This is a genomic window from Halomonas sp. GD1P12 (genome assembly GCF_025725645.1).
Classification (GTDB): domain Bacteria; phylum Pseudomonadota; class Gammaproteobacteria; order Pseudomonadales; family Halomonadaceae; genus Vreelandella.
This window is the reverse complement of sequence record NZ_CP107007.1, coordinates 3,613,198-3,637,653: the sequence shown is the minus strand read 5'-3', so window position 1 is coordinate 3,637,653 and position 24,456 is coordinate 3,613,198. Positions and strand designations below refer to the sequence as shown.

The 24,456-nt window shown below is 64.3% G+C and carries 18 protein-coding genes; 5 read left to right on the top strand and 13 right to left on the bottom strand.

Features of this window, described 5'->3' with window-relative positions; all coding sequences use genetic code 11:
- Nucleotides 1-20: 20 nt before the first annotated feature.
- The 5 genes from OCT39_RS16720 to glyA are packed head-to-tail and all read right to left on the bottom strand — an operon-like array spanning nt 21 to nt 6,710.
- A complete protein-coding gene (locus tag OCT39_RS16720) occupies nt 21-656 on the bottom strand; it encodes a sarcosine oxidase subunit gamma (RefSeq protein ID WP_263585562.1) in 636 nt (211 codons plus the stop codon).
- Complete coding sequence (locus OCT39_RS16715) at nt 649-3,690, bottom strand: sarcosine oxidase subunit alpha family protein (RefSeq protein WP_263585561.1); 3,042 nt, start codon at nt 3,688-3,690, stop codon at nt 649-651. Before OCT39_RS16715 ends, OCT39_RS16720 begins: the two co-directional genes overlap by 8 nt.
- Complete coding sequence (locus tag OCT39_RS16710) at nt 3,687-4,076, bottom strand: sarcosine oxidase subunit delta (RefSeq protein ID WP_263585560.1); 390 nt, start codon at nt 4,074-4,076, stop codon at nt 3,687-3,689. The genes OCT39_RS16715 and OCT39_RS16710 overlap by 4 nt, the downstream gene beginning before the upstream one ends.
- An 11-nt stretch (nt 4,077-4,087) precedes the next feature.
- Entirely contained in the window at nt 4,088-5,338 is a 1,251-nt protein-coding gene (locus tag OCT39_RS16705) for a sarcosine oxidase subunit beta family protein (RefSeq protein ID WP_263585559.1), read from the bottom strand.
- 46 nt (nt 5,339-5,384) lie between these two features.
- Entirely contained in the window at nt 5,385-6,710 is a 1,326-nt protein-coding gene (glyA, locus tag OCT39_RS16700) for a serine hydroxymethyltransferase (RefSeq protein WP_263585558.1), read from the bottom strand.
- A 408-nt stretch (nt 6,711-7,118) separates the two neighbouring features.
- Between glyA and fdhA the strand changes: the two genes are divergently transcribed.
- Nucleotides 7,119-8,306 (top strand): formaldehyde dehydrogenase, glutathione-independent, encoded by a 1,188-nt coding sequence (fdhA, locus tag OCT39_RS16695; RefSeq protein WP_263585557.1) that lies wholly within the window; start codon nt 7,119-7,121, stop codon nt 8,304-8,306.
- Nucleotides 8,307-8,466: 160 nt separating this feature from the next.
- Here the strand turns inward: fdhA and OCT39_RS16690 are convergent, their stop codons facing one another.
- A complete protein-coding gene (locus OCT39_RS16690) occupies nt 8,467-9,573 on the bottom strand; it encodes a hybrid-cluster NAD(P)-dependent oxidoreductase (protein ID WP_263585556.1) in 1,107 nt (368 codons plus the stop codon).
- 366 nt (nt 9,574-9,939) lie between these two features.
- Here OCT39_RS16690 and OCT39_RS16685 point away from each other — a divergent pair, with 366 nt between their 5' ends.
- A complete protein-coding gene (locus OCT39_RS16685) occupies nt 9,940-11,232 on the top strand; it encodes an aromatic ring-hydroxylating oxygenase subunit alpha (protein WP_263585555.1) in 1,293 nt (430 codons plus the stop codon).
- Nucleotides 11,233-11,337: 105 nt separating this feature from the next.
- On the opposite strand, the gene OCT39_RS16680 is transcribed toward OCT39_RS16685, so the two are convergent.
- On the bottom strand, nt 11,338-11,571 hold the full coding sequence (locus OCT39_RS16680; protein WP_263585554.1) for a hypothetical protein: 234 nt from the start codon (nt 11,569-11,571) through the stop codon (nt 11,338-11,340).
- A gap of 216 nt (nt 11,572-11,787) precedes the next feature.
- Here OCT39_RS16680 and OCT39_RS16675 point away from each other — a divergent pair, with 216 nt between their 5' ends.
- The 3 genes from OCT39_RS16675 (at nt 11,788) to OCT39_RS16665 (ending at nt 16,291) form a co-directional block, all read left to right on the top strand.
- On the top strand, nt 11,788-13,365 hold the full coding sequence (locus OCT39_RS16675; RefSeq protein WP_263585553.1) for a BCCT family transporter: 1,578 nt from the start codon (nt 11,788-11,790) through the stop codon (nt 13,363-13,365).
- Nucleotides 13,366-13,565: 200 nt separating this feature from the next.
- Nucleotides 13,566-15,314 (top strand): sodium:solute symporter family protein, encoded by a 1,749-nt coding sequence (locus OCT39_RS16670; protein WP_263585552.1) that lies wholly within the window; start codon nt 13,566-13,568, stop codon nt 15,312-15,314.
- 89 nt (nt 15,315-15,403) lie between these two features.
- Nucleotides 15,404-16,291, top strand: a complete 888-nt coding sequence (locus tag OCT39_RS16665) for a DMT family transporter (protein ID WP_263585551.1) — start codon at nt 15,404-15,406, stop codon at nt 16,289-16,291.
- A gap of 258 nt (nt 16,292-16,549) precedes the next feature.
- Here the strand turns inward: OCT39_RS16665 and OCT39_RS16660 are convergent, their stop codons facing one another.
- From OCT39_RS16660 to OCT39_RS16635, 6 genes are all read right to left on the bottom strand, one after another.
- A complete protein-coding gene (locus OCT39_RS16660) occupies nt 16,550-17,359 on the bottom strand; it encodes an electron transfer flavoprotein subunit beta (protein WP_263585550.1) in 810 nt (269 codons plus the stop codon).
- Entirely contained in the window at nt 17,349-18,629 is a 1,281-nt protein-coding gene (locus OCT39_RS16655) for an electron transfer flavoprotein subunit alpha/FixB family protein (RefSeq protein WP_263585549.1), read from the bottom strand. The genes OCT39_RS16660 and OCT39_RS16655 overlap by 11 nt, the downstream gene beginning before the upstream one ends.
- A complete protein-coding gene (locus tag OCT39_RS16650) occupies nt 18,626-20,638 on the bottom strand; it encodes a (Fe-S)-binding protein (RefSeq protein WP_263585548.1) in 2,013 nt (670 codons plus the stop codon). The genes OCT39_RS16655 and OCT39_RS16650 overlap by 4 nt, the downstream gene beginning before the upstream one ends.
- Nucleotides 20,639-20,720: 82 nt before the next feature.
- Nucleotides 20,721-22,793: a dimethylglycine demethylation protein DgcA gene (dgcA, locus tag OCT39_RS16645; RefSeq protein WP_263585547.1), complete on the bottom strand. Its 2,073-nt coding sequence runs from the start codon at nt 22,791-22,793 to the stop codon at nt 20,721-20,723.
- 11 nt (nt 22,794-22,804) lie between these two features.
- Entirely contained in the window at nt 22,805-23,338 is a 534-nt protein-coding gene (locus OCT39_RS16640) for a 4-vinyl reductase (RefSeq protein ID WP_263585546.1), read from the bottom strand.
- A gap of 90 nt (nt 23,339-23,428) precedes the next feature.
- Nucleotides 23,429-24,406, bottom strand: coding sequence for a dipeptidase (locus OCT39_RS16635; protein WP_263585545.1), 978 nt, complete (start codon nt 24,404-24,406; stop codon nt 23,429-23,431).
- Nucleotides 24,407-24,456: the final 50 nt, after the last annotated feature.

Genomic DNA, 24,456 nt, shown 5'->3' with positions numbered 1-24,456 from the left:
GGGTGCCGGCCGTCCTGCTTTTATTGTGTATCGATACCGTATTCTTTTGATGCGTCGAGCAGCCAGCGGTAGCAGTAGTCGGCGAAGCTGCGCCGCACCACCAGCTCCCACTCGGTCTCGCTTGAGCGGCGCAGCACCACGGTCGCCTTGGCGAAAATGGTGGTCACGCCCTTGCCGACCGGAAATGCATGGGGGTGAACATCGAACGAGACCGTCTTCATCAGTACTTCCCGGGCGTTGTCGCCGGCAAGCGTCAGCACGGTCTGGCCACCGCTGACGTTGACGATGCTGACGTGGGCATCGCCCAGCGCCTCGCGAAGGCGGCGCTCAAGGTCGCACTCCTCGCCGCCGGGCACGATCACGAGCCACTCGTCCGGCGAGATCCACTGAATCGAGCGCTCGCCGGCCTCGTCACGCTCGACGGTGTTGGGCTTGGCCGGCAGGCTCATGCCCAGGACCTGGCGCACCGCCTCGTCGAGCACGATGGCGCCGCCGCGCAGCACCACGTGACCCAGCAGCGCCTTCTCGCGCAGCACCACGCCGGCATTGGCGCTGTGGGTGCTCTTTTGCTGCTGGTAGCTCCAGTGAAGCGGCGACTCGACCGCCGGATTACCGGCGGGCACGGTGTTGAACTGCTTGGCGCTCACGTTAGACATTCTGGCGCTCTCCTTTCGGGTCGATGAAGACGGGACTGACGATCTCGGCTTCATGCATCGTGCCGTCGGTCATCGGCAGGTAAACGGTTTGGCCCATGCGATCGCGGCCTTCGACCACCACTGCCAGGGCGAAGCCGTGGCCCAGTGACGGGCTGTAGTAGCTCGAGGTCACGTGGCCTTTCATGGCCATCGGGATACTCTGCTCCTTATCGAAAACGACCTGTGCGCCCTCTTCCAGCACGACGCTCGGGTCCTTCGGCTTCAAGCCGACGAACTGCTTGCGATCGCCGCGCAGGGTGTCGGGGCGGCTCAGCGCACGCTTGCCAATCCACGGGAAGGGCTTGTCGTAGCCGATCGCCCACTGCATGCCCAGATCTTCCGGGGTGACCGAACCGTCGGTGTCCTGACCGACGATGATCAGCCCCTTCTCGGCGCGCAGCACGTGCATGGTTTCGGTGCCGTAGGGCGTAAGATCGTACTTCTCGCCGTGCTCGAAGAGTTTCTTCCAGACGTGCAGCGCGTAGTTGGCCTGCACGTTGATCTCGAAGGCCAGCTCGCCGGTGAACGAGATACGGAAGATGCGCGCCGGCACGTCAGCCACGGTGGCGTCGCGCCAGTCCATGAACTTGAACGACTCTTTATCCAGATCCAGGTCGGTCAGCTCGGACAGCAGCTTGCGCGCGTCCGGGCCGGTCACGGTCATGGTCGCCCAGTGGTCGGTCACGGAGTTGAAGTAGACCTGAAGCTCCGGCCACTCGGTCTGGTGCCAAAGCTCCAGCCATTCCAGCACGCCCGCCGCACCGCCGGTGGTGGTGGTCATCAGGAAGTGGTTGTCGGCCAGACAGCTCGTGGTGCCGTCGTCCATCAGCATGCCGTCGTCTTTACACATCAAGCCGTAGCGCACGCGGCCCGGGGCGAGCTGCGCCCACTTGTTGGTGTAGACACGACCCAAAAATTCCCGCGCGTCCGGGCCCTGAATGTCGATCTTGCCCAGCGTCGAGGCGTCCAGAATGCCGACTTTTTCGCGCACCGCCAGACACTCGCGGGCCACCGCTTCGTGCATGGTCTCTTTTTTGCCGTTGACCGTGCGCGGGAAGTACCAGGGGCGCTTCCACTGACCCACGTCCTCGAACTCGGCGCCGTTTTCCATGTGCCACTGGTGAAGCGCGGTGTAGCGTTTCGGGTCGAACAGCTCGCCGCAGTGACGGCCAACGATGGCGCCAAAGGTGATCGGCGTGTAGTTGGGGCGGAACACCGTGGTGCCGACGTCCGGAATCGAGCGGTCGAGGCAGCGCGCGGCGATGGCCATGCCGTTGATGTTGCCAAGCTTGCCCTGGTCGGTACCGAAACCGAGCGCGGTGTAGCGCTTGACGTGCTCGATGGACTCGAAGCCCTCGCGGGTGGCGAGTTCGATACCGGCGGCGGTCACGTCGTTTTGCAAATCGACGAACTGCTTCGGTGCGCGCAGCGCGGTTTTTTCGTGCGGTACCTGGTAGAGCGCGCAAGCCTTGCCGTCGCGGCGACCGCGGGTGGCGGGCAGGGTGATCGCCTGAGCGTCTTCAAAGCCCGTGGCCTGGGCGGCCTGGCGACCGGCGCGTTCGCCGTCGGCCAGGGTTTCGTCAAGCCCGAAATGGCCGGCGACGCCGCCGGCGGAGATCATGCCTTTCACTTCGCCGGGCAGAAAACCAAGCAGCTCCTCGTTCCACTGCGGGCGGGTGCCGGTGTGCGAAGACAAATGCACCACCGGGCTGTAGCCGCCGGAGCTTGCGATGGTGTCGCACTCGAGCTCCTCGACCTTGCCGGTGACCACGAAGCGCTCAAGATCGATCGCGCAGACGCGGGCGCCGGTGACGCGCTGGCCGCCGCGGGCCTCAATAACGGAGCTTCCGGTAATCACGCGAATGCCGCTGTCGCGGGCCTGGCGAACGAGGTCGCCGTCCGGGTTGGCGCGGGCATCGACGATCGCCACGACCTGGCGGCCGGCCTCTTTCCAGTCGAGCGCGGCGCGGTAGGCGTGGTCGTTGCTGGTCGAAAGCACCAGCTTCTTGCCCGGCACCACGGCGTAGCGACGGATATAGGTCGACACGGCCCCGGCGAGCATGTTGCCCGGCAGGTCGTTATTGGCGTACACCAGCGGGCGCTCGTGGGTACCGCTGGCGAGCACCACTTGGCCTGCGCGCACGCGGTGCAGCCGCGCGCGTGCCTGGCCGGCAAAGCCCGCCTCGCTGGCGGTGTCGGCCAGGTGCTCGGTGCGCCGCTCGTGCAGCGTGACGAAGTTGTGATCGTGGTAACCGTTGGCGGTGGTGCGCGGCAGCAGGGTCACGTTTTCAAGGCTTGAAAGCTCCTTGATGGTCGCCTCGACCCAGCGCGCGGCGGAGACGCCGTCCAGGGTTTCGCGGCTATCGAGAAGCGAGCCGCCCATCTCTTCCTGCTCGTCGCAGAGAATCACGCGGGCGCCGGCGCGAGCCGCCGACAGCGCAGCGGCAAGGCCCGCCGGACCCGCGCCCACGACCATCACGTCGCAGTGGTGGTGCATGTGGTCGTAGATGTCCGGGTCGGACTCGTGAGGCGCGCGGCCAAGACCCGCGCCCTTGCGGATGTACTTCTCATACGTCATCCACATCGAGGCCGGGGCCATGAAGGTCTTGTAGTAGAAGCCTGGCGGCATGAAGCCGCCGCCCAGCCGGCCGACCCAGCTCATCACGTCGCGCTGGACGTTCGGCCAGCCGTTGGTGCTGCGCGCGACCAGGCCCTTGTAGAGCGCCTGTTGGGTGGCGCGCACGTTGGGCACTTGGGTCTCTTCCCGGGCGCCGAGCTGGACCACGGCATTGGGCTCTTCGGCGCCGGCGGCAACGATGCCGCGGGCCCGCGAGTACTTGAAGCTGCGGTTGACGATGTCCACGCCGTTGGCGAGCAGGGCCGAGGCCAGGGTGTCGCCCTTCAGGCCCTTGTAGCGCTGGCCGTTGAAGGTGAATTCGAGCGTTTGGGAGCGATCGACACGGCCGCCGGCATCGATACGATTGGTCTGCGTCATGACGAGGTCTCCTCGTTCAAGGCCTTGGATTCGGGCTGGGCACCGATGGTTTGCCAGCCGCCGTCGGCGGTTTGTACGCCCTGTTCCTTACGGACCTTTTCCGTTTCGGCGGTGATGCTCGGCTGCTCGCCCATCCGGTAGGTTTCGAGGATCTCGTAGGTCACCGTGTTACGGGTGATGTTGAAGAACTTGCGACAGCCCACGGAGTGGACCCACATTTCGTGGTGAACGCCGCGCGGGTTCTTGCGAAAGAACAGGTAGTCGCCCCACTCTTCGTCGGTGGTGTTGTCCGGATCCTTCGGGCGCATCAGGTGAGCCTCGCCGCGCGGATGAAACTCCTCTTCCTCGCGGTGCTCCTGGCAGTAGGGGCAGTGAATATAGAACATGTCAGCTCTCCTCAGTGCGCAACGCCGGCGGCGCCGTGTTCGTCGATCAGCGCACCGGTGTGGAAACGGTCGATGGAGAACGGCGCGGCGATCGGGTGCATTTCACCCTTGGCCAGACTCGCCGCGAACACGTGGCCGGAGCCGGGGGTGGCCTTGAAGCCGCCGGTGCCCCAACCGCAGTTGAAATAAAGACCCTTGACCTTCGTTTTCGAGAGGATCGGGCAGGCGTCCGGGCAGGTGTCGACGATGCCGCCCCACTGGCGGTTCATGCGCACCCGCGAGAACATCGGGAACATCTCGACGATCGCCTGCAGGGTGTGCTCGACGGTCGGGTAGCTGCCGCGCTGGCCGTAGCCGAGATAGCCGTCGATGCCCGCGCCGATGACCAGGTCGCCCTTGTCGGACTGGCTCACGTAGCCGTGCACGTGGTTCGACATGGTGACGGTGTTGAGCACCGGTTTGAGCGGCTCGGAGACGAGCGCCTGAAGCGGATGCGACTCGAGCGGCAGTTTGATACCCGCCATGTTGGCCAGTACCCCGGAGTTACCCGCGGCCACGCAGCCCACGGTGTTCGCTTCGATGTCGCCACGGTTGGTGTGAACGCCGAGCACCTTGCCGTCGCGAATCTTGAAGCCGGTGACTTCGGTGTTTTGCAGAAGATCGACGCCGAGGGCGTCGGCGCCGCGAGCGTAGCCCCAAGCCACCGCGTCGTGGCGGGCAACGCCCGCGCTTTTCTGCCAGGAGGCGCCCATGATCGGGTAGCGCGCGCGGTTGGAGATATCAAGCTCCGGCTCGATCTCCTTGATCTGCTGGGGCGTGACCACTTCGCTATCCACGCCGTTCAAGCGGTTGGCGTGCACGCGGCGCTGGATGTCGCGCATGTCCTGCAGGGTGTGGCCCAGGTTCAGTACGCCGCGCTGCGAGAACATGACGTTGTAGTTCAGATCCTGAGACAGCCCCTTCCACAGATCCAGCGAGTGGTTGTAAAGGCGCGCGGCCTCGTCCCACAGGTAGTTGGAGCGCACGATGGTGGTGTTACGCGCCGTGTTGCCGCCGCCCAGCCAGCCTTTTTCGACCACGGCGACGTTCTTGACGCCAAACTCCTTGGCCAGATAGTAGGCGGTGGCCAAACCGTGGCCGCCGCCGCCCACGATGATCACATCGTAGCGCTTCTTGGGCGTGGGGTTGCGCCACTGGCGCTCCCAGTTCTCGTGATGACCGAGCGCATGTTTAACCAATCCGAAGCCGGAATAACGTTGCATGAAATCTCTCCTGAATCGACTCCGTGGAGCCCGCGGGCGGCGGTCGTTACGCGACGGTGGCGTCTTCGACCGGCTCTGCCTGGGTTTGGGCCTGACCGTAAACCGGGTAGTGCGCGCACAGATCAGCGACGTGGTCGCGCACCCGGTTTTCGATCTCGGTGGTGTCCTGCTCGTCGGCCAGCACGTCGAGAATGTCGCAAATCCAGCCAGCAAGCTGCTCGCAGTCCGCCTCGACCATGCCGCGCGTGGTCACCGCCGGGGTGCCGATGCGAAGGCCGGAGGTGACGAACGGGCTCTGCGGGTCGTTGGGCACGCTGTTCTTGTTGACCGTGATGTGGGCGCGGCCAAGGGCGGCATCCGCGTCCTTGCCGGTCACACCCTGCTTGATCAGCGAGAGCAAAAACAGGTGATCGTCGGTGCCGCCGGAGACGACGTCGAAGCCGCGCTCGATGAACACCTTCGCCATGGCGCGGGCGTTTGCGATCACCTGGCGCTGGTAGTTGACGAAGTCCTGGTTCATCGCTTCCTTGAACGCCACGGCCTTGGCGGCGATGACGTGCATCAGAGGCCCGCCCTGCTGGCCCGGGAATACCGCGCCGTTGAGCTTCTTGTAGAGCGCCTCGTCGCCGTCGGCGGAGAGGATCAGACCACCCCGCGGGCCGCGCAGCGTCTTGTGGGTAGTGGTGGTGACCACATGGGCGTAGGGCAGCGGGCTCGGGTAGAGGCCGGCGGCGACCAGACCCGCGACGTGGGCCATGTCGACCATCAGGTAAGCGCCCACTTCGTCGGCGATGGTGCGGAAACGGCGCCAATCGATCACCCGCGAGTAGGCGGAGAAGCCGGCGATGATCATTTTCGGCTGGTGCTCGCGGGCCAGACGCTCGACTTCCTCGTAATCGATCTCGCCGGTGCCCTCGACCAGGCCGTACTGCACGGCGTTGTAGTGCTTGCCGGAGAAGTTCGGCGCCGCGCCATGGGTCAGGTGGCCGCCGTGGGCCAGGCTCATGCCCAGAATGGTGTCGCCAGGGCTGACCAGCGCCATGAACACCGCAGCGTTGGCCTGGGCGCCGGAGTGCGGCTGAACGTTGGCGTAGTTGGCGCCGAACAGGCTACAGGCGCGCTCGATGGCAAGCGCCTCGACCTTATCGACGAACTCGCAACCGCCGTAGTAGCGCTTGCCCGGGTAGCCTTCGGCGTACTTGTTGGTCAGCTGGCTGCCCTGAGCTTCCATGACCAGCTTACTGGTGTAGTTTTCGGAAGCGATCAGCTCGATATGGTCTTCCTGGCGCGACGTCTCTTCGGCAATGGCGGAGGCGAGGGCCGTGTCGTAGCTGGCCAGGCGGGCATCGGGAGAAAAATTGTTGTGTGACATCTGGGTCTCCAGGCTAGTCGCGTTGTTCTGTCTGAGATCGATCGGTCTGTATCCGGTCCAGGCGTTTGTTAGCGCCGCGCGTTGGGATGGGCTTGCGACGCTATCATGCCGCGATAGTATCGCCGGGCCTTGCCCCCAAGATGCTTGCCCACGTCACCGCTCGGCGTATTTGCGACATTTACGACAAAATCGTGACGCGTGCCGAAACAGGTCGCCCATCCGCCGTTCGATGTCGTCTGTGGGTAACTTATCCGCGCGCGAATCAACCATGCTGAAGCGGCACCTGATGCCGTTTGGCGGATCGTCGGCGCTTGCCGTCGGGATTGCGTCAAACACGCCAGTTTCACTCAAGAATAACGATGCAGCGCGACTCATAATCGCGGCCGCACCCGGAAGAGAGGATTATCCATGTCCAACAATCGCGGTGTTGTCTATGTCGGTGACGGCAAGGTCGAGGTCCAGAACATCGACTACCCGAAAATGGAAACCCCCAACGGCAAGCCCATCGACCACGGCGTCATTTTGAAAGTCGTATCGACCAATATCTGCGGCTCCGACCAGCACATGGTGCGCGGGCGCACCACCGCCCCGAAAGGCATGGTGCTGGGCCACGAGATCACCGGTGAGGTGATCGAGAAGGGCAAGGGCGTCGAGTTTCTGAGTATCGGCGACATCGTCTCCGTGCCGTTCAACGTCGCCTGCGGGCGCTGCCGTACCTGTAAGGAAGGCCACACCGGCCTTTGCCTGCACGTCAACGACGACCGCGCCGGCGGCGCCTACGGCTATGTCGACATGGGCGGCTGGGTCGGCGGCCAGGCGCACTACGTCATGGTGCCCTACGCCGATTTCAATCTGCTGAAATTCCCGGACCGCGACCAGGCCATGAACCAGATTCGCGATCTGACCATGTTGAGCGACATTCTGCCCACCGGCTTCCACGGCGCGTTGAAAGCCGGCGTCGGTGCGGGCTCCACGGTGTACGTCGCCGGTGCCGGCCCGGTGGGTTTGGCCGCGGCGGCTTCGGCGCGTCTTCTCGGCGCGGCGGTCGTCATGATCGGCGACTTCAACAAGGCGCGCCTCGAGCATGCGCGCAAGATGGGCTTCGTGCCGATCGATCTCTCCCAGCACGATCGCCTGGGCGAAATGATTGCCGCGGTGGTCGGCGAGCCGAGCGTGGACAGCGCCATCGACGCGGTAGGCTTCGAGGCGGTGGGCCATAGCGGCAAGGAGCAGCCGGCGGTGGTGCTCAACCAGATGATGGAAGTGACTCGCGAAGGCGGCTCCATCGGCATTCCCGGCCTCTATGTCACCGAAGACCCGGGTGCGGCAGAGAAGGCCGCGCAAACCGGCAGCCTCAGTCTGCGCTTTGGCCAAGGCTGGGCGAAAGGGCTCTCCTTCCACACCGGCCAGACCCCGGTGGTGCAGTACAACCGCCAGCTGATGCAGGCGATTTTGCACGGGCGCCTGAACATCGCCGAAATCGTCAACGCTCAGGTGATCTCGCTTGAAGACGCGCCCAGCGGTTACGAGCAGTTCGACCAGGGCGTGGCGAGCAAGTTCGTCCTCGACCCGCACGGGCTGCTCGGCGCCGCCTGATGCGCCAAACTGCACGCGTGCGGTGACAACGACGCCCGGGGCTCACGCCCCGGGCGTTTTTCATTGCGTCAAAGCCAATATCTCAAGGGCCTGAAATGCGACACAAAAAAGCGGACACCGCGTGGCGGTATCCGCTTGAGAAGCCGGTGGTTAGTAGAATTTAGAAATCGATGACCAAACTGCTCTTGGGCCGGCTGCAGCAGGTGAGGATGTAGCCCTCTTCGATGTCCTCGTCGGTGATGCCGCCGTTGTGCTCCATCTCCACCTCGCCGGATTTGAGCGCCACGCGGCAGGTGCCGCAGATGCCCATACCGCACGCCTTGGGAATGTGCAGGCCGAGCTTGGCCGCCGCCGCGTGAACGGTTTCGCCGGGCTGGATGCGCACGCTCTTGTTCGACTGGGCGAACTCGACGTTGAGCAGGTCTTCCGGCTCGGCCATTTCGGCCTCTACCTCGGCCTGCTCGGCAAGCTCGAGCACGTCCTCCTTGACGTCCGCCGGGGTCGCGCCGAACACCTCGTCATGGTAGTGATCCATGTTGAAGTTGTTGGCGCGCAGGATCTCCTTGATGGCGTTCATGTAGGGCACGGGGCCGCAGCAGAAGATCTCGCGCTCGAGGTAGTCCGGCGCCATCATCTCGAGCATCGGCTGGGTCAAAAAGCCGCGATAGCCCGCCCAGGCCTCGCCGATGTCGTCCTTTTTCTCGCAGACGATATGCAGCTTGAACTCGGGGATACGCGAGAACATGTGCACCAGCTCGCGGTGATAGATGACATCGCGCGGCGCGCGGGCGCTGTGGATGAACTCGACGTCGACGTTGGCGTTGGTATCGAAGAACCAGCGCGTCATCGACATCAGCGGCGTGATGCCCACGCCGCCGGAAAGGAACAGCACCTTCTCGGCCGGGTAGTCGATGGAGTTGAAGTTGCCCACCGGCCCGTGGACCACCAGTTCGTCGCCCACCTTCAGGTTGGCGTGCAGCCAGTTGGAGACGTAGCCACCGGGCACCTGCTTGACCGTGATCGAGAAGCTGTAGGGAATCGAAGGCGAGCTCGAAATGGTGTAGGAGCGCATGACCTGCTGGCCGTCGATCTCGAGCTCCAGGGTCACGAACTGGCCCGGTTTGAAGAAGAACAGCACGGGCTGTTCGGCCATGAAACAGAACGTGCGAACGTCCCAGGTCTCCTGGATCATTTTTACACAGCGCACGTGGTGGCGGCCGTTGGTCCAGGTTTGGGTCGTGACGGGGTTGTAGAAATTCATTGTCATCGTTATCTCAATATGGCCGAGCTTGCACGTTGCCTTCACCGGGTCCGTCCTTGCTGGCACGGTCCAGCACCATTCCCCTGCATTCTGGGTACGCGTTTGGGCGACGGCTTACCTGTTAGCGACACGCACTTGTCTTGCGCCACCCCGCGGGCGTTACAAATCGGTTTTCACGTCGTCGGCACGCTTAGCGATGTCGTCGGCAGATAACTCGGCATCGACACCCTGCACCACAATCCACCCCATAATGACGCCATCGCTGCGCGCCCGTACAACGCCTGGTGACGCCACTTAACAACAAGACAACGTAGTTTGGTCAATGACTGTGTCGCCGCCCTCGAGGCCGGCGGGTTTAAAAGGATATCTGGTATGAACAATTCGTCGGACTACACCCAAAACGATCCGCTGGCCGCCATGCGTGAAGAGACGGTCGAGATGCTCGAGTCACGGGCGCGCACCTACTCCCTGCCGCAGCCGTTTTACAACGACGCGCGGCTGTTCGCGCTCGACATGGAAGAGATCTTCGAGAAGGAGTGGCTGTTCGCGGGCATGAGCTGCGAGATTCCGGCCAAGGGCAACTTCATGACCCTCGAGATCGGCAACAACCCGATCGTCATCGTGCGCGGCGGCGAAGGTCAGATTCACGCCTTTCATAACGTCTGCCGCCACCGCGGCTCAAGGCTTTGCACCACCGACAAGGGCAAGGTCGCCAAGCTCGTGTGCCCCTACCACCAGTGGACCTATGAGCTCGACGGGCGGCTCTTGTTTGCCGGCAGCGACATGGGCACCAACTTCGATCTGAACCAGTTCGGCCTGAAGCCGGTGCACGTGCGCACCGCTGGCGGCTTCGTGTTCATCAATCTCTCCGAGAACCCGTCGTCGATCGACGATTTCCTGGTCACGCTCGAGCACTACCTCGAGCCCTACCAGATGGACAACGTCAAGGTGGCGGTGGAGTCCAGCATCGTCGAGCAGGCGAACTGGAAGCTCGTGATCGAGAACAACCGCGAGTGCTATCACTGCAACGGCTCGCATCCGGAGCTTCTGAACTCGCTGATGGAGTTCGACGACACCGAAGACCCGCGCGCCACCGACAAGTACAAGGACCTGGTCGCCCGCAAGCAAAACGACTGGAACGGCGAGCAGGTGCCCTGGCAGCTCAAGCGCTTTGGTAGCCGCAACCGCATTACGCGCACACCGCTGCTCGACGGCGTGGTCTCCATGACCATGGACGGCAAGCCCGCCTGCAACAAGCTGATGGGCCGACTGACCAGCCCGGACATGGGCTCGCTTCGTATCCTGCACCTGCCCAACTCCTGGAACCACTTCATGGGCGATCACTCGATCGTATTCCGCGTGCTGCCCTTGGGGCCGCAGCAGACCATGGTCACCACCAAGTGGCTGGTGCACAAGGACGCGGTCGAGGGTGTGGATTACGACCCGGAGAATATGCGCCGCGTGTGGGACGCCACCAACGATCAGGACCGCAAGCTTGCCGAAGAGAACCAGCGTGGTATCAACTCAAAGGCCTACCAGCCCGGCCCGTACTCCGAAACCTACGAGTTCGGCGTGATCGACTTCGTCAACTGGTACGCCGATCGCCTGCTGGAGAATCTGGGAAGCGAAGGCGCGTCGCTGACGCTTGCCAAGGCGCAGGGCTAAGGCGTCTGGCCACCGGCCGCCGCGTTAGGCGGCCGGCACCCCAACGGGCCGTGTGATCACTCACACGGCCCGTTTTTTTGCCTTCAATGGGCACAAACGGCGCGTCTAAAGATGTGCCAGGTGGCGCTCGATGGCCTCTCGCACCGCGGGCAGCACGATGTCCTGGAGGCGTGTGAGCTCGTCGACGAGCGCCGGGAGCCCGTCGACGGGCACGGCCTTGTGCGCACTGGCGGCCAGCCGCGCGCTTTCGTCCGGGTCGGCGTTAGCGGGAAGGTCGATCCCCAGCGCAATGAGGCGCGCGCGAAAATCATCCCCATCGACCAAATCGACAATCATCATGGCTGCACTCCTTTTGTGAGGAACCGCGAAGGGGCGCGGGTCGGTCGCTTAGTGTACGCAAAATAGCGCGCCGCAGCGGCTGTCGAACGCGGCTTTAGCTACGTCGAGGTCGGTTTTGGGCAATCAAACGGGGCCGTCTCGCTCAAGAATTTACAAGCCGTGTCCGGCGATGGCGCACCGCGTCAAATAATAAAGATTAAAACCTGAGGACAACCTATGAACCACGAGGAACCTGTTCTGGCGCCCGGCCAGGACAACAAGCAGGTCATGGGGTTGGATTTTCATAACCCCGTCTTTCCCCTCTCCGCACTCGCCATTTTGCTGTTCATTCTCTACGCGCTGGTCTATCCCGACGCGGCCAATGCTCAGCTGGGGCTTGCCAAGAACTGGTCGATCGAGCACTTCGACTGGCTGTTCATGATCGCGGGCAACGTCTTCGTCATCTTCTGCTTGATGCTGATCTTTTTACCGCTGGGGCGCATTCGCCTCGGCGGTCAGGAGGCCAAGCCCGAGTACTCGCGCACCTCCTGGTTTGCGATGCTGTTCGCCGCCGGCATGGGTATCGGGCTGATGTTCTGGAGCGTGGCGGAGCCGGTGGCCTACTACACCGACTGGTACGGCACGCCGCTGAATACGCCCGCCAACACGCCGGAAGGCGCGAGCGCGGCGATGGGCGCGACCATGTTCCACTGGGGGCTGCATCCCTGGGCGATCTACGCCGTGGTCGGGCTGTCGCTGGCGTTTTTCGCCTATAACCGAGGGCTGCCGCTGACGCTGCGCTCGGCGTTCTACCCGATTCTGGGCGAGCGTACCCGCGGCTGGGCAGGGCACGTCATCGATATCCTCGCGGTGCTGGCGACCATCTTCGGCCTGGCGACGTCGCTGGGCTTCGGCGCCACCCAGGCGGCCAGCGGCATGGCATACCTGTTCGACACGCCCAACACCATCGGCACGCAGCTCGCGATCATCGTGGTGGTCACGGTGATCGCGCTGATTTCGGTCTGGCGCGGGCTCGACGGCGGGGTGAAGCTCTTTTCGAACATCAACATGGTGATCGCCGCCATTCTGCTGATCTTCGTGATCGCTGCCGGCCCGACGCTGGCGATCCTGACCGGCATCGGCACCACGGCGGTCGACTACGCCAGCCACCTGCTGCCGCTGTCGAACTGGGTTGGCCGCGACGACGACACCTGGTACCACGGCTGGACCATCTTCTACTGGGCCTGGTGGATCTCCTGGTCACCGTTCGTGGGCATGTTCATCGCACGGGTATCGAAAGGCCGCACGGTGCGCGAGTTTCTGGTCGCAGTGCTGCTGGTGCCGACGCTGGTCACGCTGGTGTGGATGAGCGCCTTCGGCGGAACGGCCTTGTTCCAGGCGGAAAACGGTATCGGCGAGCTTTCCAATGGTATCTCTGATGTTTCGCTTGCCATGTTCCACATGCTCGAGCAGCTGCCGCTGACGTCGATCACCTCGACACTCGCCATCGTGCTGGTGCTGGTGTTCTTCATCACCTCGTCGGACTCGGGGTCGCTCGTGATCGACAGCATCACCGCCGGCGGTAAGACCGACGCGCCGAAAGGCCAGCGGGTGTTCTGGGCCGCGCTCGAAGGCGTGATCGCCGGCGTGCTGCTTTACGGTGGCGGCAGCACCGCGCTGACCGCGCTGCAGGCCGGCGCCGTGGCCACGGGCCTGCCCTTTACGCTGGTGCTCTTGCTAATGTGCGCAAGCCTGTTCATGGGGCTACAGAAGGAGTGGCGGGAGTTGAACGCCGTACCGCGCATGGCGGGATAGCAGCGGGACAGTGTGAGCCAAAAGGCGCCTTCTCGGCGCCTTTTGGCGTTATCGAGTGTCGTAATTTCGGCATCCGCTGGCGCGGTTAGCTAAGAGGCGGCTTATAAAGCGCTGCATCATGCAGGCAGGGAATGCGCAGGCGCTGTCTGCGCCTCAACAATCTCAACAACTAAAATATCAACAACTTAACGGCTGCACTCATGATCTACACCGTCGCGATACTGCTGAGCCTGATCGGCTACTTCGTCATCGGCCATCTGGCCGGCCGGCGCGTCAAGGGCCTGGACGACTATCTGGTCGCCGGGCGCAACGCGCCGACCTTCTTCATTCTGGGCACGCTGGTGGCAAGCTATCTCAGCACCAGCGCCTTTCTCGGTGAAACCGGCTTTGCCTACCAGGGCTATCCGTTCGTCATGCTGATCTTCGCCGCGGTCAGCACCTCCGGGTGCCTGTTGGGGGCGCTGGTGTTCGGGCGCTATTTGCGCCGCAGCGGCGCCAACACGGTGCCGGAATTTTTTGGCAAGCGCTTTGCCTCGCGCAAGGTGCAGGTGATTGCGGGGCTGACCACCATCATCGGCCTGGGTGCGTATCTGTTGGGCGTGATGCAGGGCGCGGGCATCATGTTTGCCGAGCTCACCGGCATGCCCTACTGGGTGGGGCTGGTGCTGGTGTGGGCGACCTACACCGGCTTCATCCTCTACTCCGGCTCGCCCGGCGTCATGCTCACCGACACCATCATGTTCGTGATCTTCTCGCTGGCCGCCCTCGGCGGCTCGCTCTACGTCATCAATGACCTGGGCGGCTGGAGCGGCGTGGTCGAGGGGCTTTTGACCCAGACCGACAAGCCCGGCATCGCGCTGTGGCACGGCGTGCTGGAAGGGCCGGACGCCACGTTCTCCTCGCCCGGCGAAGCGCTGGCCTGGGGTCTGACGCTGGGCCTTGTGTGGGCGGCGGTGCTGGCGGCGAGCCCCTGGCAGTCGAGCCGCTACCTGATGGCGCGCAACGAGCACGTGGTGATGCGCTCGGCGATGCTGACCGCGGTGGCGCTGGCCGTGTTCTACGCGCTGATGATGGTGACCGGGGCGGCGATCAATCTTTACGACACGAGCCTCGACCCGGAGCGCTCGATGATCTGGGTGGCGCTCAATATTCTGCCGACCTGGCTTGGCGTGGTGATTTTGACCGGCGTGTTCGCCGCCGGGCTCTCGTCGTGCTCGACGTTTCTGTCGATCATCGGCTTCAGCATCTCCAACGACATTCTGGCCGCCTCGAAAGACGAGGCCTCGGCGATGCGTAAAAGCCGCCTGGCCGTGCTCGCCGCCGGCCTGATCGCGCTGATTCTGGCGCTGTTTCAGCCGCCGGCGGTGATGTCGGTGGTGTGGTTCGCCGCCACGCTCTTCGCCTCCTCCTGGGGGCCGGTAGCGCTTCTGAGCATCTGGAGCACGCGCATCACCGCCGCCGGCGCCGGCTGGGGTCTGGCGGTGGGCTTTGTCGGTAATGTCATCATCTCGCTGATGGTGCAGGCCGAATGGCTCTCGCTTCCGGTCTATCTGCACCCGGTGCTTCTCAGCACGCTGATGGCACTCATTGCCATCGCCATCGCCTCCCGGATGACTCGCGTAAGCCCGGCCGAGCGCGAGTACCGGGCGTTCCTGCACACGTTCGACGCCCAAAGCGTCAGCGGCTGGGTCTCCGGCACACGCTTGATTGCGCTGTGCACCATGCTCTCCGGGGTGGCCATCGGCGTGTTCCTGTGGCGCCAGTACGCGGTGACCCTCGACGGCTTCGCCGCGCAGTTCGGCCTGAGCGCCGGGGCAGTGCAGGGCGCTTTTGGTCTGGCCATTGGCTGCGGCGCCATGTTATTGCTGGCCGGCGGCGTCGGCTTCTGGCTGGTGCGCCCGAAAGGCCGGGGGCGCGCGGCGCGCATGGCGCTGTCCCAGGGCCGCTAGCCGTCGAGGCGTCCGCGCCTTGTCATAACGTTCTCAGCGACCGCTCGCCTTTTGGCGGGCGGTTCGTTTTTTGATCCGGAGGCGGTGTCATGCAGACCAGTACCTACCAGCGCGGCCTGATGATCGTCGTTCTGGGCGTCGTTTTTTTGAGCTTCGACGGGCTGTTGATTCGCCTGGCCGCGACCGACGGCTTCACCATCGTGTTCTGGCGCGGTTTTCTGATGTTCTGCGTGCTGGGCGCACTCTGTTTGGCGCGCCGAAAACTCTCGACGCTGCGCGTGCATCCGGTGGCCTCGCTGGTCTCGGCTACGCTGTTGGGCCTGATCTCGGCGCTGTTCGTGTTGGCGGTGATGAACGCAAGCGTGGCCAACGTAGTGGTGATTTTGAGCACCGCGCCGCTGTTCGCCGCGATTTTCTCGCGCGTGTTTCTCGGCGAGCGAGTAGCGCTTCGCACGCTGATCGCCATCGCGCTGTGCATGCTGGGCATGGGGCTGGTGTTTCTCGGCGAGGGGGCGGCGGGGATGCTTCTGGGCAACCTCTTCGCGCTGGCCGCGGCGCTTGCGATCGGCGGCAATCTCACGCTGCTGCGCCGCTACCCCGGCATCGACACGATCACCGTGATCGCCGGCGGTGGGCTTCTGTCCTCGGCGATTGCCTGGCCGATGGCCTCGCCGTTTGCCCTGGAGGCGCCGCAGTTTGGCGTGCTGACGCTGATGGGGCTCGTTCAGATGCCGCTGGCGACCGTGTTGATCAACAGCGCCACGCGCTATCTGCCCTCGACCGAGGTGGCGCTGTTTTATCTGGTGGAAACCGCGCTGGGTACGCTCTGGGTGTGGTGGCTTCTGGGTGAAGAGCCCACCGCCTCGACGCTTGCCGGCGGGGTGGTGGTAATTACGGTGCTGGTGATACACGCCGGTATTGGCTTACGGCGCGAGCGTCAGAGGCTGAGGTTAGAACCGGGGGTGGCCGTAAAATAAGCCCCTCGAATCGTTGTTCAACGAACGCGGTTTGATCTTGTGACAGGGTGCCTTGGCCCGTGACGCGGCGCAAAGCTGCACGGCGGCCTCATCCGGGGCGCCTGTCGGCGCCATCGCCCGATGAATCGGGCTCCTACGAAACCCTGTGGCCATTCGTGCAGTGTGATTCATCTTCCGTAGGAGCAGGCTTTAGCCAGCGACGCGGCGCAACGCGTCGCTGGGGTGGGCGATTCGTGTTGGATGGGGGCGGATGCGCAACTAGCGCAGCACGCCTTCCTCTTTCAACAGTTTGAAGATCGCCTCGGCGCCCTGCTCCGGGGTGACGTCCGTTAGCGTCTGCCCGCCGCCGCCGTCCGCCTTGGCGGCGGCGGCCTTGAAGCGGTCCCGTGCCGAAGAGGATTTGACGATCTTGAGGCGTTTCGGGCGCTTGCGCGCCGGATGGAACTGCCAACCGGCGAGCGTTTCGTCCATTTCGCTTTGCGCCTCGCTCAAGCTCAGCTCGCCGCGCCGGGCCGGGCCGAAAGCGCTTTGACGCGCCGCCGGGGCGCTGGTGTCGATCGTGGCGATCGCCGGCAGGCGAATGCGCAGGCGACGACGCTTGCCGCGGGGCAGCGCCTGAAGCACCACCGCCGTGCCCTGCTCGACCTTCTCGACCGCGGCCAGGCTTGTGATGATCGGCCAGCCCAGCGCTTCGGCCAACTGGTAGGGCAGAAGCCCCGAGGCCTCGCCGGTTTCCGCGCGGCTGCCGGTCAGAATCAGCTGCGGGGCATCGTCGCGAAGCGCCTGGGTGAGCGCCGGGATCACGTCGGCGTGCTCGTCTTGCTCGATCAGCCCGATATGGTCGATACCCATACCGAGATAGCCGCGCAGGGCCTCTTCCTGCTCGCTTTCGTGTTGGCCGGCGTGCAGAAGGCGCACAGACGCGTTCTCCAGGGAGAGCGCCATTTCCACCGCGCGGGCGTCCTGGTCGGCGCGCCGGGCGCGGGCGGTCAATGGATGGCGGCCGATCGACACCAGTACGGCCACGTTGAGTTGCGCGCCTCGTTGGGCGGGGGCGTTAGGCGGCATCGCGATTCTCCTGTTGCTCGGCGCGGTACTGCTCGACCCGCGCGACCAGCGCGGCGAGGACCGCGCTTGCGTCGCCAATCACGGTCAGGTCGGCACGTTTGGCCATGTCACAGCCTTCGTCGAGGTTGACGGCGACGACCTTGTCGCAGCTTTGAATGCCCTGAAGGTGCTGGATGGCGCCGGAAATGCCCACCGCCACGTAGACCCGGGCGGAGACCCAGGTGCCGGTGGCGCCGACCTGACGGTCACGGGGCATGTAGCCATCGTCTACCGCCACGCGCGAGGCCCCTTTGGTCGCGCCGAGCACGTCGGCGGCGTGGTGGTAGCCGTCCCAATCCTTGACGCCGTTGCCGGCGGAGAGAATGAACTCGGCTTCGGCAAGCGAGACGCTGGCCGGATCCACGGCGACTTCGCCGAGATCCTCAATGCGCCCGAGCACGTCGGGAAGCCCCTGGCCAAGCGCGACGGGATCACAGGCGTGGCGGGTTTCGCTGACCGGGTCGGCGCACTCGGCCAGTGCCAGCACGACCCGGGGCAGCTCGCGGTGAACGTCGTGGCGACCGGCGCCGGCGCGGGCGGTGGCCCGCCAGCCGGTCGCGCTATCGTTATTGGCCTCGACCTGCCACACCTGAGCGGCGGGGCGCTCGCCAAGCCTGGCGGCCAGGCGCCGGCCAAGCTCGCCGCCGCCCAGGGCGGAGTCGGGCAGCAGCCAAAAGCGCGGGGCCAGCTCGCGCTCCACGCTTTGAAGCGTGGCTACCTTGAGTTCCGGCAGATAGCCCGAGAAGCGCTCGCCGCCCAGATGCAGCAGTCGGTCGATGCCGGCCTCCCCGAAGGCGCTCTCCTTGTGCTCGCCAAACACCACGGCGAGTACCGCCCCCGGGCTTGCCGGGTCGGCGTCGGCGAGCTGACGGGCCAGGCCCAGCAGATCACGGTCATGGGCCGACAGGCGCCCGCCGGCCATGTCCGGCACCACGGCCACGATAAAGGCCGGGGCGTCGATGGTGACGTTCTGGCGGGTATCCTTGGCCGCGGCGCTGTGCGCCGGGGCCTGAGCGGCCTGCTGGACGCCGCTTCTATCGATGCGGCGTATGCCGTTGGGGCCGATGAAGCCAACCGCGCGCGGGTCGCGGCGCATCACGCCGTTGGGGCCCATCCACTCGGTGGCTTTGGCACCGCCGCCGAGTTCGGCCATCACGCTCAAGTGCTGCGGATGCAGACGATTACGGGCGATCCACTCCTTGCGGGGGTCGCGGCGCAGAATGTCGCTCATGAGGTTTCCTCCAGCGCAGGGGCGGGGGCGGCTTGGGCCGGCGCCGCTTTCTCGGCGGTGGTGTCGATGATCAGTGCGTCGGCGACCAGCTCGGCGATATCCTTGATGCCGGCGCGCGGCTCCACCACGCCTTCGAGCATGGCGGTACACTGCGGGCAGCCCACGGCGACCAGGTCCGCGCCGGTTTCGCGCACGTCTTCCATGCGCATGTCAGGAATTCGCTGCTTGCCGGGAATATCGGTGATCGGCGCGCCGCCGCCGCCGCCGCAGCAGCGCGAGCGGTAGCCGGAGCGAGCCATTTCCTTGATCTCGATGCCGAGTGCCTTGAGCACGTCGCGCGGCGCCTCGTACTCGCCGTTGTAGCGGCCCAGATAGCACGGGTCGTGGTAGGTAACGCTGCCACCTTTCCACGCCTTGAAGCTGAGCTTGTTGGCGCTGACCAGTTCGCTGATGAACGTGCTGTGGTGCTGCACGTGATAATCCGCCGGGGTATCCGCCGTGCCCAGCTCGCCATACTCGTTTTTCAACACGTGGAAGCTGTGCGGGTCGCAGGTCACGATGCGATCAAAGCGGTAGCGGCTCATGGTCTGGATATTGCGGCGGGCCAGCGTCTGGAAGGTGGCCTCATCGCCCAGGCGGCGCGCGACGTCGCCGCTGTCGCGCTCCTCGTTGCCCAGTACGGCGAAGTCAACATTGGCCGCCCGCAGTACGCTGATGAAGGCGCGCAGGGTGCGCTGGTTGCGCATGTCGAACACGCCGTCGCCGAGCCACAACAGCACATCGGCTTCCTTCTTGTCCGCCATCAGCGGCAGGTTCAGATCCGCCGCCCAGTGCAGGCGCGAGCCGGGATCGAAGCCGCCGGGATTGTCCGTGGCGATCAGGTTATCGAGCACCTCGGCGCCCTTGTTGGGCGTATTGCCGTGCTCCAGGGTCAAAAAGCGGCGCATATCGACGATGGCGTCGACGTGCTCGATCATCATCGGGCACTCTTCCACGCAGGCGCGGCACGTGGTGCAGGACCAGAGCGTTTCCGGATCCACCAGCGCGGTGCCCTGGCGGGCAACGATCGGCCCATGAGGGTCGCCCTGGTGCTCGCCGACCGGCTTGCCGGGGTAGGGCGAGCCGTAATAGTGGGCGTCACTGCCGCCGGCCATGCCGACGACCATGTCCTGAATCAGCTTTTTCGGGTTGAGCGGCTGGCCGGCGGCAAAGGCCGGGCACATCGCCTCGCAGCGCCCGCACTGCACGCAGGCGTCGAAGCCCAAAAGCTGGTTCCAGGTGAAGTCTGCGGGCTTTTCGACGCCGAGCTTGGCGTTATCGTCGCCCAAATGCAGCGCTTTCAGGCCGGTGGAGCGGTGCTCGCCGCCGGTTTTATCGGAAAAGCGCTCCGGGCGGCGGTGGTACGCCAGGTGCAGGGCGCCGGCGAAGGCGTGCTTCATCGGCCCGCCCCAGGTCATGCCGAAGAACATCTCGCCCAGACCCCAGACGATGATGGCCGCGAGCACGAGCGCTGCTATCCAGCCAAGGCCTTCCTGGAACACGCCTTCCGGCAGAATACCGGCGGTGGGCAGCGTGACCACGAACATGCCGATCGAGAACGCCATCAGGCTTTTCGGCAGGCGCATCCACGGCCCTTTCGATAGCCGTGACGGCGGCGGGCTTCTGCGTTTGGCGACCAGAATGCTGCCAATGAACATGCTGGTGGTGGCGGCCAGCAGCACCCAAGCAAGAATCGCGCTGTCCAGGCCAAAGCCGTGGACGATAATGGCCAGCAAAGCGGCCAGCACGAAGCCGCCGGCGGTGGCGACGTGGGTATGGGAGATGTACTTGTCGCGCTCGACGACGTGGTGCAGGTCGACCAGGTAGCGTCTGGGCACCTGCATCAGGCCCTTGAGTACGGGCACGGAAGAGGGCCGCCCCTGGCGCCATAAACGAACGCGGCGAACCGCGCCGATGGCGGCAAGCGCCAGCGCAGAAAACAGCAGGATGGGTAACAGGGTATCGAGCATGGCGTCTCTCCTCTCAGAGACACCGTAAGGACTACACCGCGGGCCCAAGGGCCCGCGGTGGTCGGCTTACAGCGTTATTGTGTCAGAAGTCCTTGCACAGCCGCAGCGCGTCATAAATGGCTGCATGCGTGTTGCGTGGCGCGGTGCAATCCCCCAAGCGGAACAGCGCGAAGCCGTCGCCGCTTTGCGAGAGGCTGGGTTGGGGTTTGATCGCGTAGAGCGCTTCGATGTCGGTCTGGCCCTTGTTACGCGACTGGTGCTTGAGCGCGTAGTAGAGCGCCTCGTCCGGACGCACGCCGTTTTCGACCACGACCTGGTCGACCACGCGCTCCTCTAAAGCCCCGGTGTACTCGTTTTCGAGCACCGCGACCAGAGAGTCGCCTTCGCGATACACCTTATGCAGGGCGAGATCCGAGGTCATGATGACCTCCTTCTCGTACAGACTTCTGTAGTAGGTGGGGAAGGTGGTGCCGCCTACCGCTGCGCCCGGTTTGATGTCGTCGGTGACGATCTCGACCTTGCAGCCCTTGTCGGCCAGGTAGTCCGCCGCGGAGACGCCGGAAAACTCGCAGATGGTGTCGAAGATCAGCACGTTCTTGCCAGGCTTGACGCGGCCTTCGAGGATGTCCCAGGTGCTGACCACGAGGCTCTTGCCACTGTCCGCGTCATAGCCCCACTCCGGTACCTGGGAGAGAAACGGCTGGCCGCCGGTGGCCAGCAGCACCACGTCCGGGCGCAGATCCTTGATGGTGGCTTCGTCCGCCCTGGTGCCCAGGCGCTGATCGACCCCGAGCCGGTTGAGTTCGAGCTGGTACCAGCGAGTGATACCGGCGATCTGATCGCGCTGCGGCGCTTTGGAGGCGATGGTGATCTGCCCGCCGATCTGCTCTTTCGCTTCGAACAGCGTCACGTCGTGGCCGCGCTCGGCGCACACGCGCGCCGCTTCCATGCCGGCAGGGCCGCCGCCGACCACCACGACCTTACGCACGGGGCCTTCGGTTTTCTCGATGATGTGCGGAAGGCCCATGTATTCGCGCGACGTCGCGGCGTTCTGAATGCAGAGGACGTCCAGGCCCTGGTACTGGCGGTCGATGCAGTAGTTCGCGCCGACGCACTGCTTGATCTGGTCGACCTGGTCGTTCTTGATCTTGGCGATGATGTGCGGGTCGGCAATGTGGGCGCGGGTCATGCCGACCATGTCGACGTAGCCGCCTTCCAGAATTCGCTGGGCCTGGTTGGGGTCCTTGATGTTCTGAGCGTGGATGACCGGCACGCTGACCACTTCCTTGATGCCCGACGCCAGGTGCAAAAACGGCTCCGGCGGGTAGGACATGTTGGGAATGACGTTGGCGAGCGTGTTGTGGGTATCGCAGCCCGAGCCGACGACGCCGAAGAAATCGACCTTGCCGGTGGCGTCGTAGTACGCCGCGATGCGCTTCATTTCCTCGTGGTCGAGGCCGTCCGGGTGGAACTCGTCGCCGGTGATGCGCATGCCGACCGTGAAGTCGTCGCCGACCTCGGCGCGCACCGCCTTGAGCACTTCCATGCCAAAGCGCATGCGGTTTTCAAACGTGCCGCCCCATTCGTCGGTACGCTTGTTGACCCGCGGGCTCCAGAACTGGTCGATCAGGTGCTGGTGCACCGCGGAGAGCTCGACGCCGTCGAGACCGCCTTCCTTCGCCCGGCGCGCGGCCTGGGCGAAATCGCCGACGATGCGCCAGATCTCCTCTTCCTCGATGGTCTTGCAGGTCGAGCGGTGCACCGGCTCGCGGATGCCGGACGGCGAGACCAGCGTCGACCAGTCGAAGCCATCCCAGCGCGAGCGCCGGCCCATGTGGGTGATCTGGATCATGATCTTGCCGCCGTGCTTGTGCACGGCATCCGCCAGATTCTGGAAGTGCGGAATGATGCGGTCGGTGGAGAGGTTCACCGAGCTCCACCAGCCCTGGGGGCTATCGATCGAGACGATCGACGAGCCGCCGCAGATGCATAGCCCGCAGCCGCCCTTGGCCTTCTCTTCGTAATACTTGACGTAACGCTCGGTGGTCATGCCGCCGTCGGTGGCGTGCACCTCGGCGTGAGCGGTACTGACCACGCGGTTACGGATAGTGTGCTTGCCGATCTGAATCGGCTTGAACAGTGCATCGAATGCCATGACGTCGACCCTCAGTGCTTGGGCGTTACAACAAACAGGCCGTGGTCACAGCCTTCCTCGGCGCCGCTTTGCGTCTGCTCGGCGGCCGTACGAAGGTCGCTTCCCCGCGCCGCCAGAATCTGATCCATGGCGCCGGCGAACCAGCCGGTGAACATGTACTCGATCTTGCGGTTGACCTTGCCCATTTGATAAACGAAGGCGCTGTGCTCCAGACGAACGCGAGCGGTGCCGGCGTCCAGGTCGATCTCTTCGGTCTTGAAAAGCCCCCAGCCGCGCTGGGAAAGGCGCTTCATGTAGTGCTCGAAGACGTCAACGCCTTCCAGGCCGTGCAGTTCGGCCTCTTTTTCGCACCAGTGCCAGGCGCTCTTGTAGCCGGCGTGATAGAGGATCTCGGCATATTTCTCCGCGCCCAGCGCCTCTTCGACGGCCATGTGGTTGTTGACGAAGAAGTGGCGCGGCACGTACAGCATCGGCAGGGCGTCGGTCGTCCAGATACCGGTTTCGCTGTCGACGTCGATCGGAAGTTCAGGGGCTGTCTTGGTCACGGTGGTCATCCTTAAAACTTGTACTTGTTCAAACAAGAGAGGGTCATGGGGGCGGCGCTTTTTTGAATCGACTCGCCCCGTTTGAAATCGTTACTCGCCCCACACGTCCTTCAGCGTGCGCACCCAGTTCTCGCCCATGATCTTGCGCACCTGGGACTCGCTCAGGCCACGCTTCAAGAGCGCCTCGGTCAGGTTGGGGAACTCGCCGATGGTGCGGATGCCTTCCGGGTTGATGATCTTGCCGAAGTTGGTCAGGCGGCGGGCGTAGCCCTTGTCGTGGGTCAGCCACTCGAAGAAGTTCTGGTCGTGGCCCTGGGTGAAGTCGGTGCCGATGCCGATGGCGTCTTCGCCGACGATGTTCATGATGTACTCGATCGCCTCGCAGTAGTCGTCGATGGTGGAGTCGACACCTTTCTTCAAGAACGGGGTGAACATGGTCACGCCGACGAAGCCGCCGTGGTCGGCGATGAACTTGAGCTCTTCGTCGGACTTGTTGCGCGGGTGCTCCTTGAGGCCCGACGGCAGGCAGTGGGAGTAGCACACCGGCTTTTTGGACTCGAGAATGACTTCCTCGGAGGTTTTCGCGCCGACGTGGGAAAGATCGCACAGCATGCCCACGCGGTTCATCTCGGCGACGATCTCGCGACCAAAGCCCGATAGCCCGCCGTCACGCTCGTAGCAGCCGGTACCCACCAGGTTCTGGGTGTTGTAGCACATCTGTACGATGCCCACGCCGAGCTGCTTGAACACTTCGACGTAGCCGATCTGGTCCTCGAACGCGTGGGCGTTCTGGAAGCCATAGATGATGCCGGTCTTGCCCTCTTCCTTGGCGCGGGTGATGTCGCGCGTGGTGCGCACCGGGCGGACCAGGTCGCTGCACTCGTCCATCAGCTTGTTGGAGGCGACGATGTTATCGACGGTGGCCTTGAACCCTTCCCACACCGAGACGGTACAGTTGGCCGCGGTCAGGCCGCCACGGCGCATGTCTTCCAGCAGCTCGCGGTTCCATTTGGCGATGATCAGACCGTCGATGACGATGGCGTCTTGGTGCAATTCAGAAGGGGTCATAACGAGGCTCCAGGGTTGTCCATGACGGGGAGCATAGCGCTGGGCCGGGG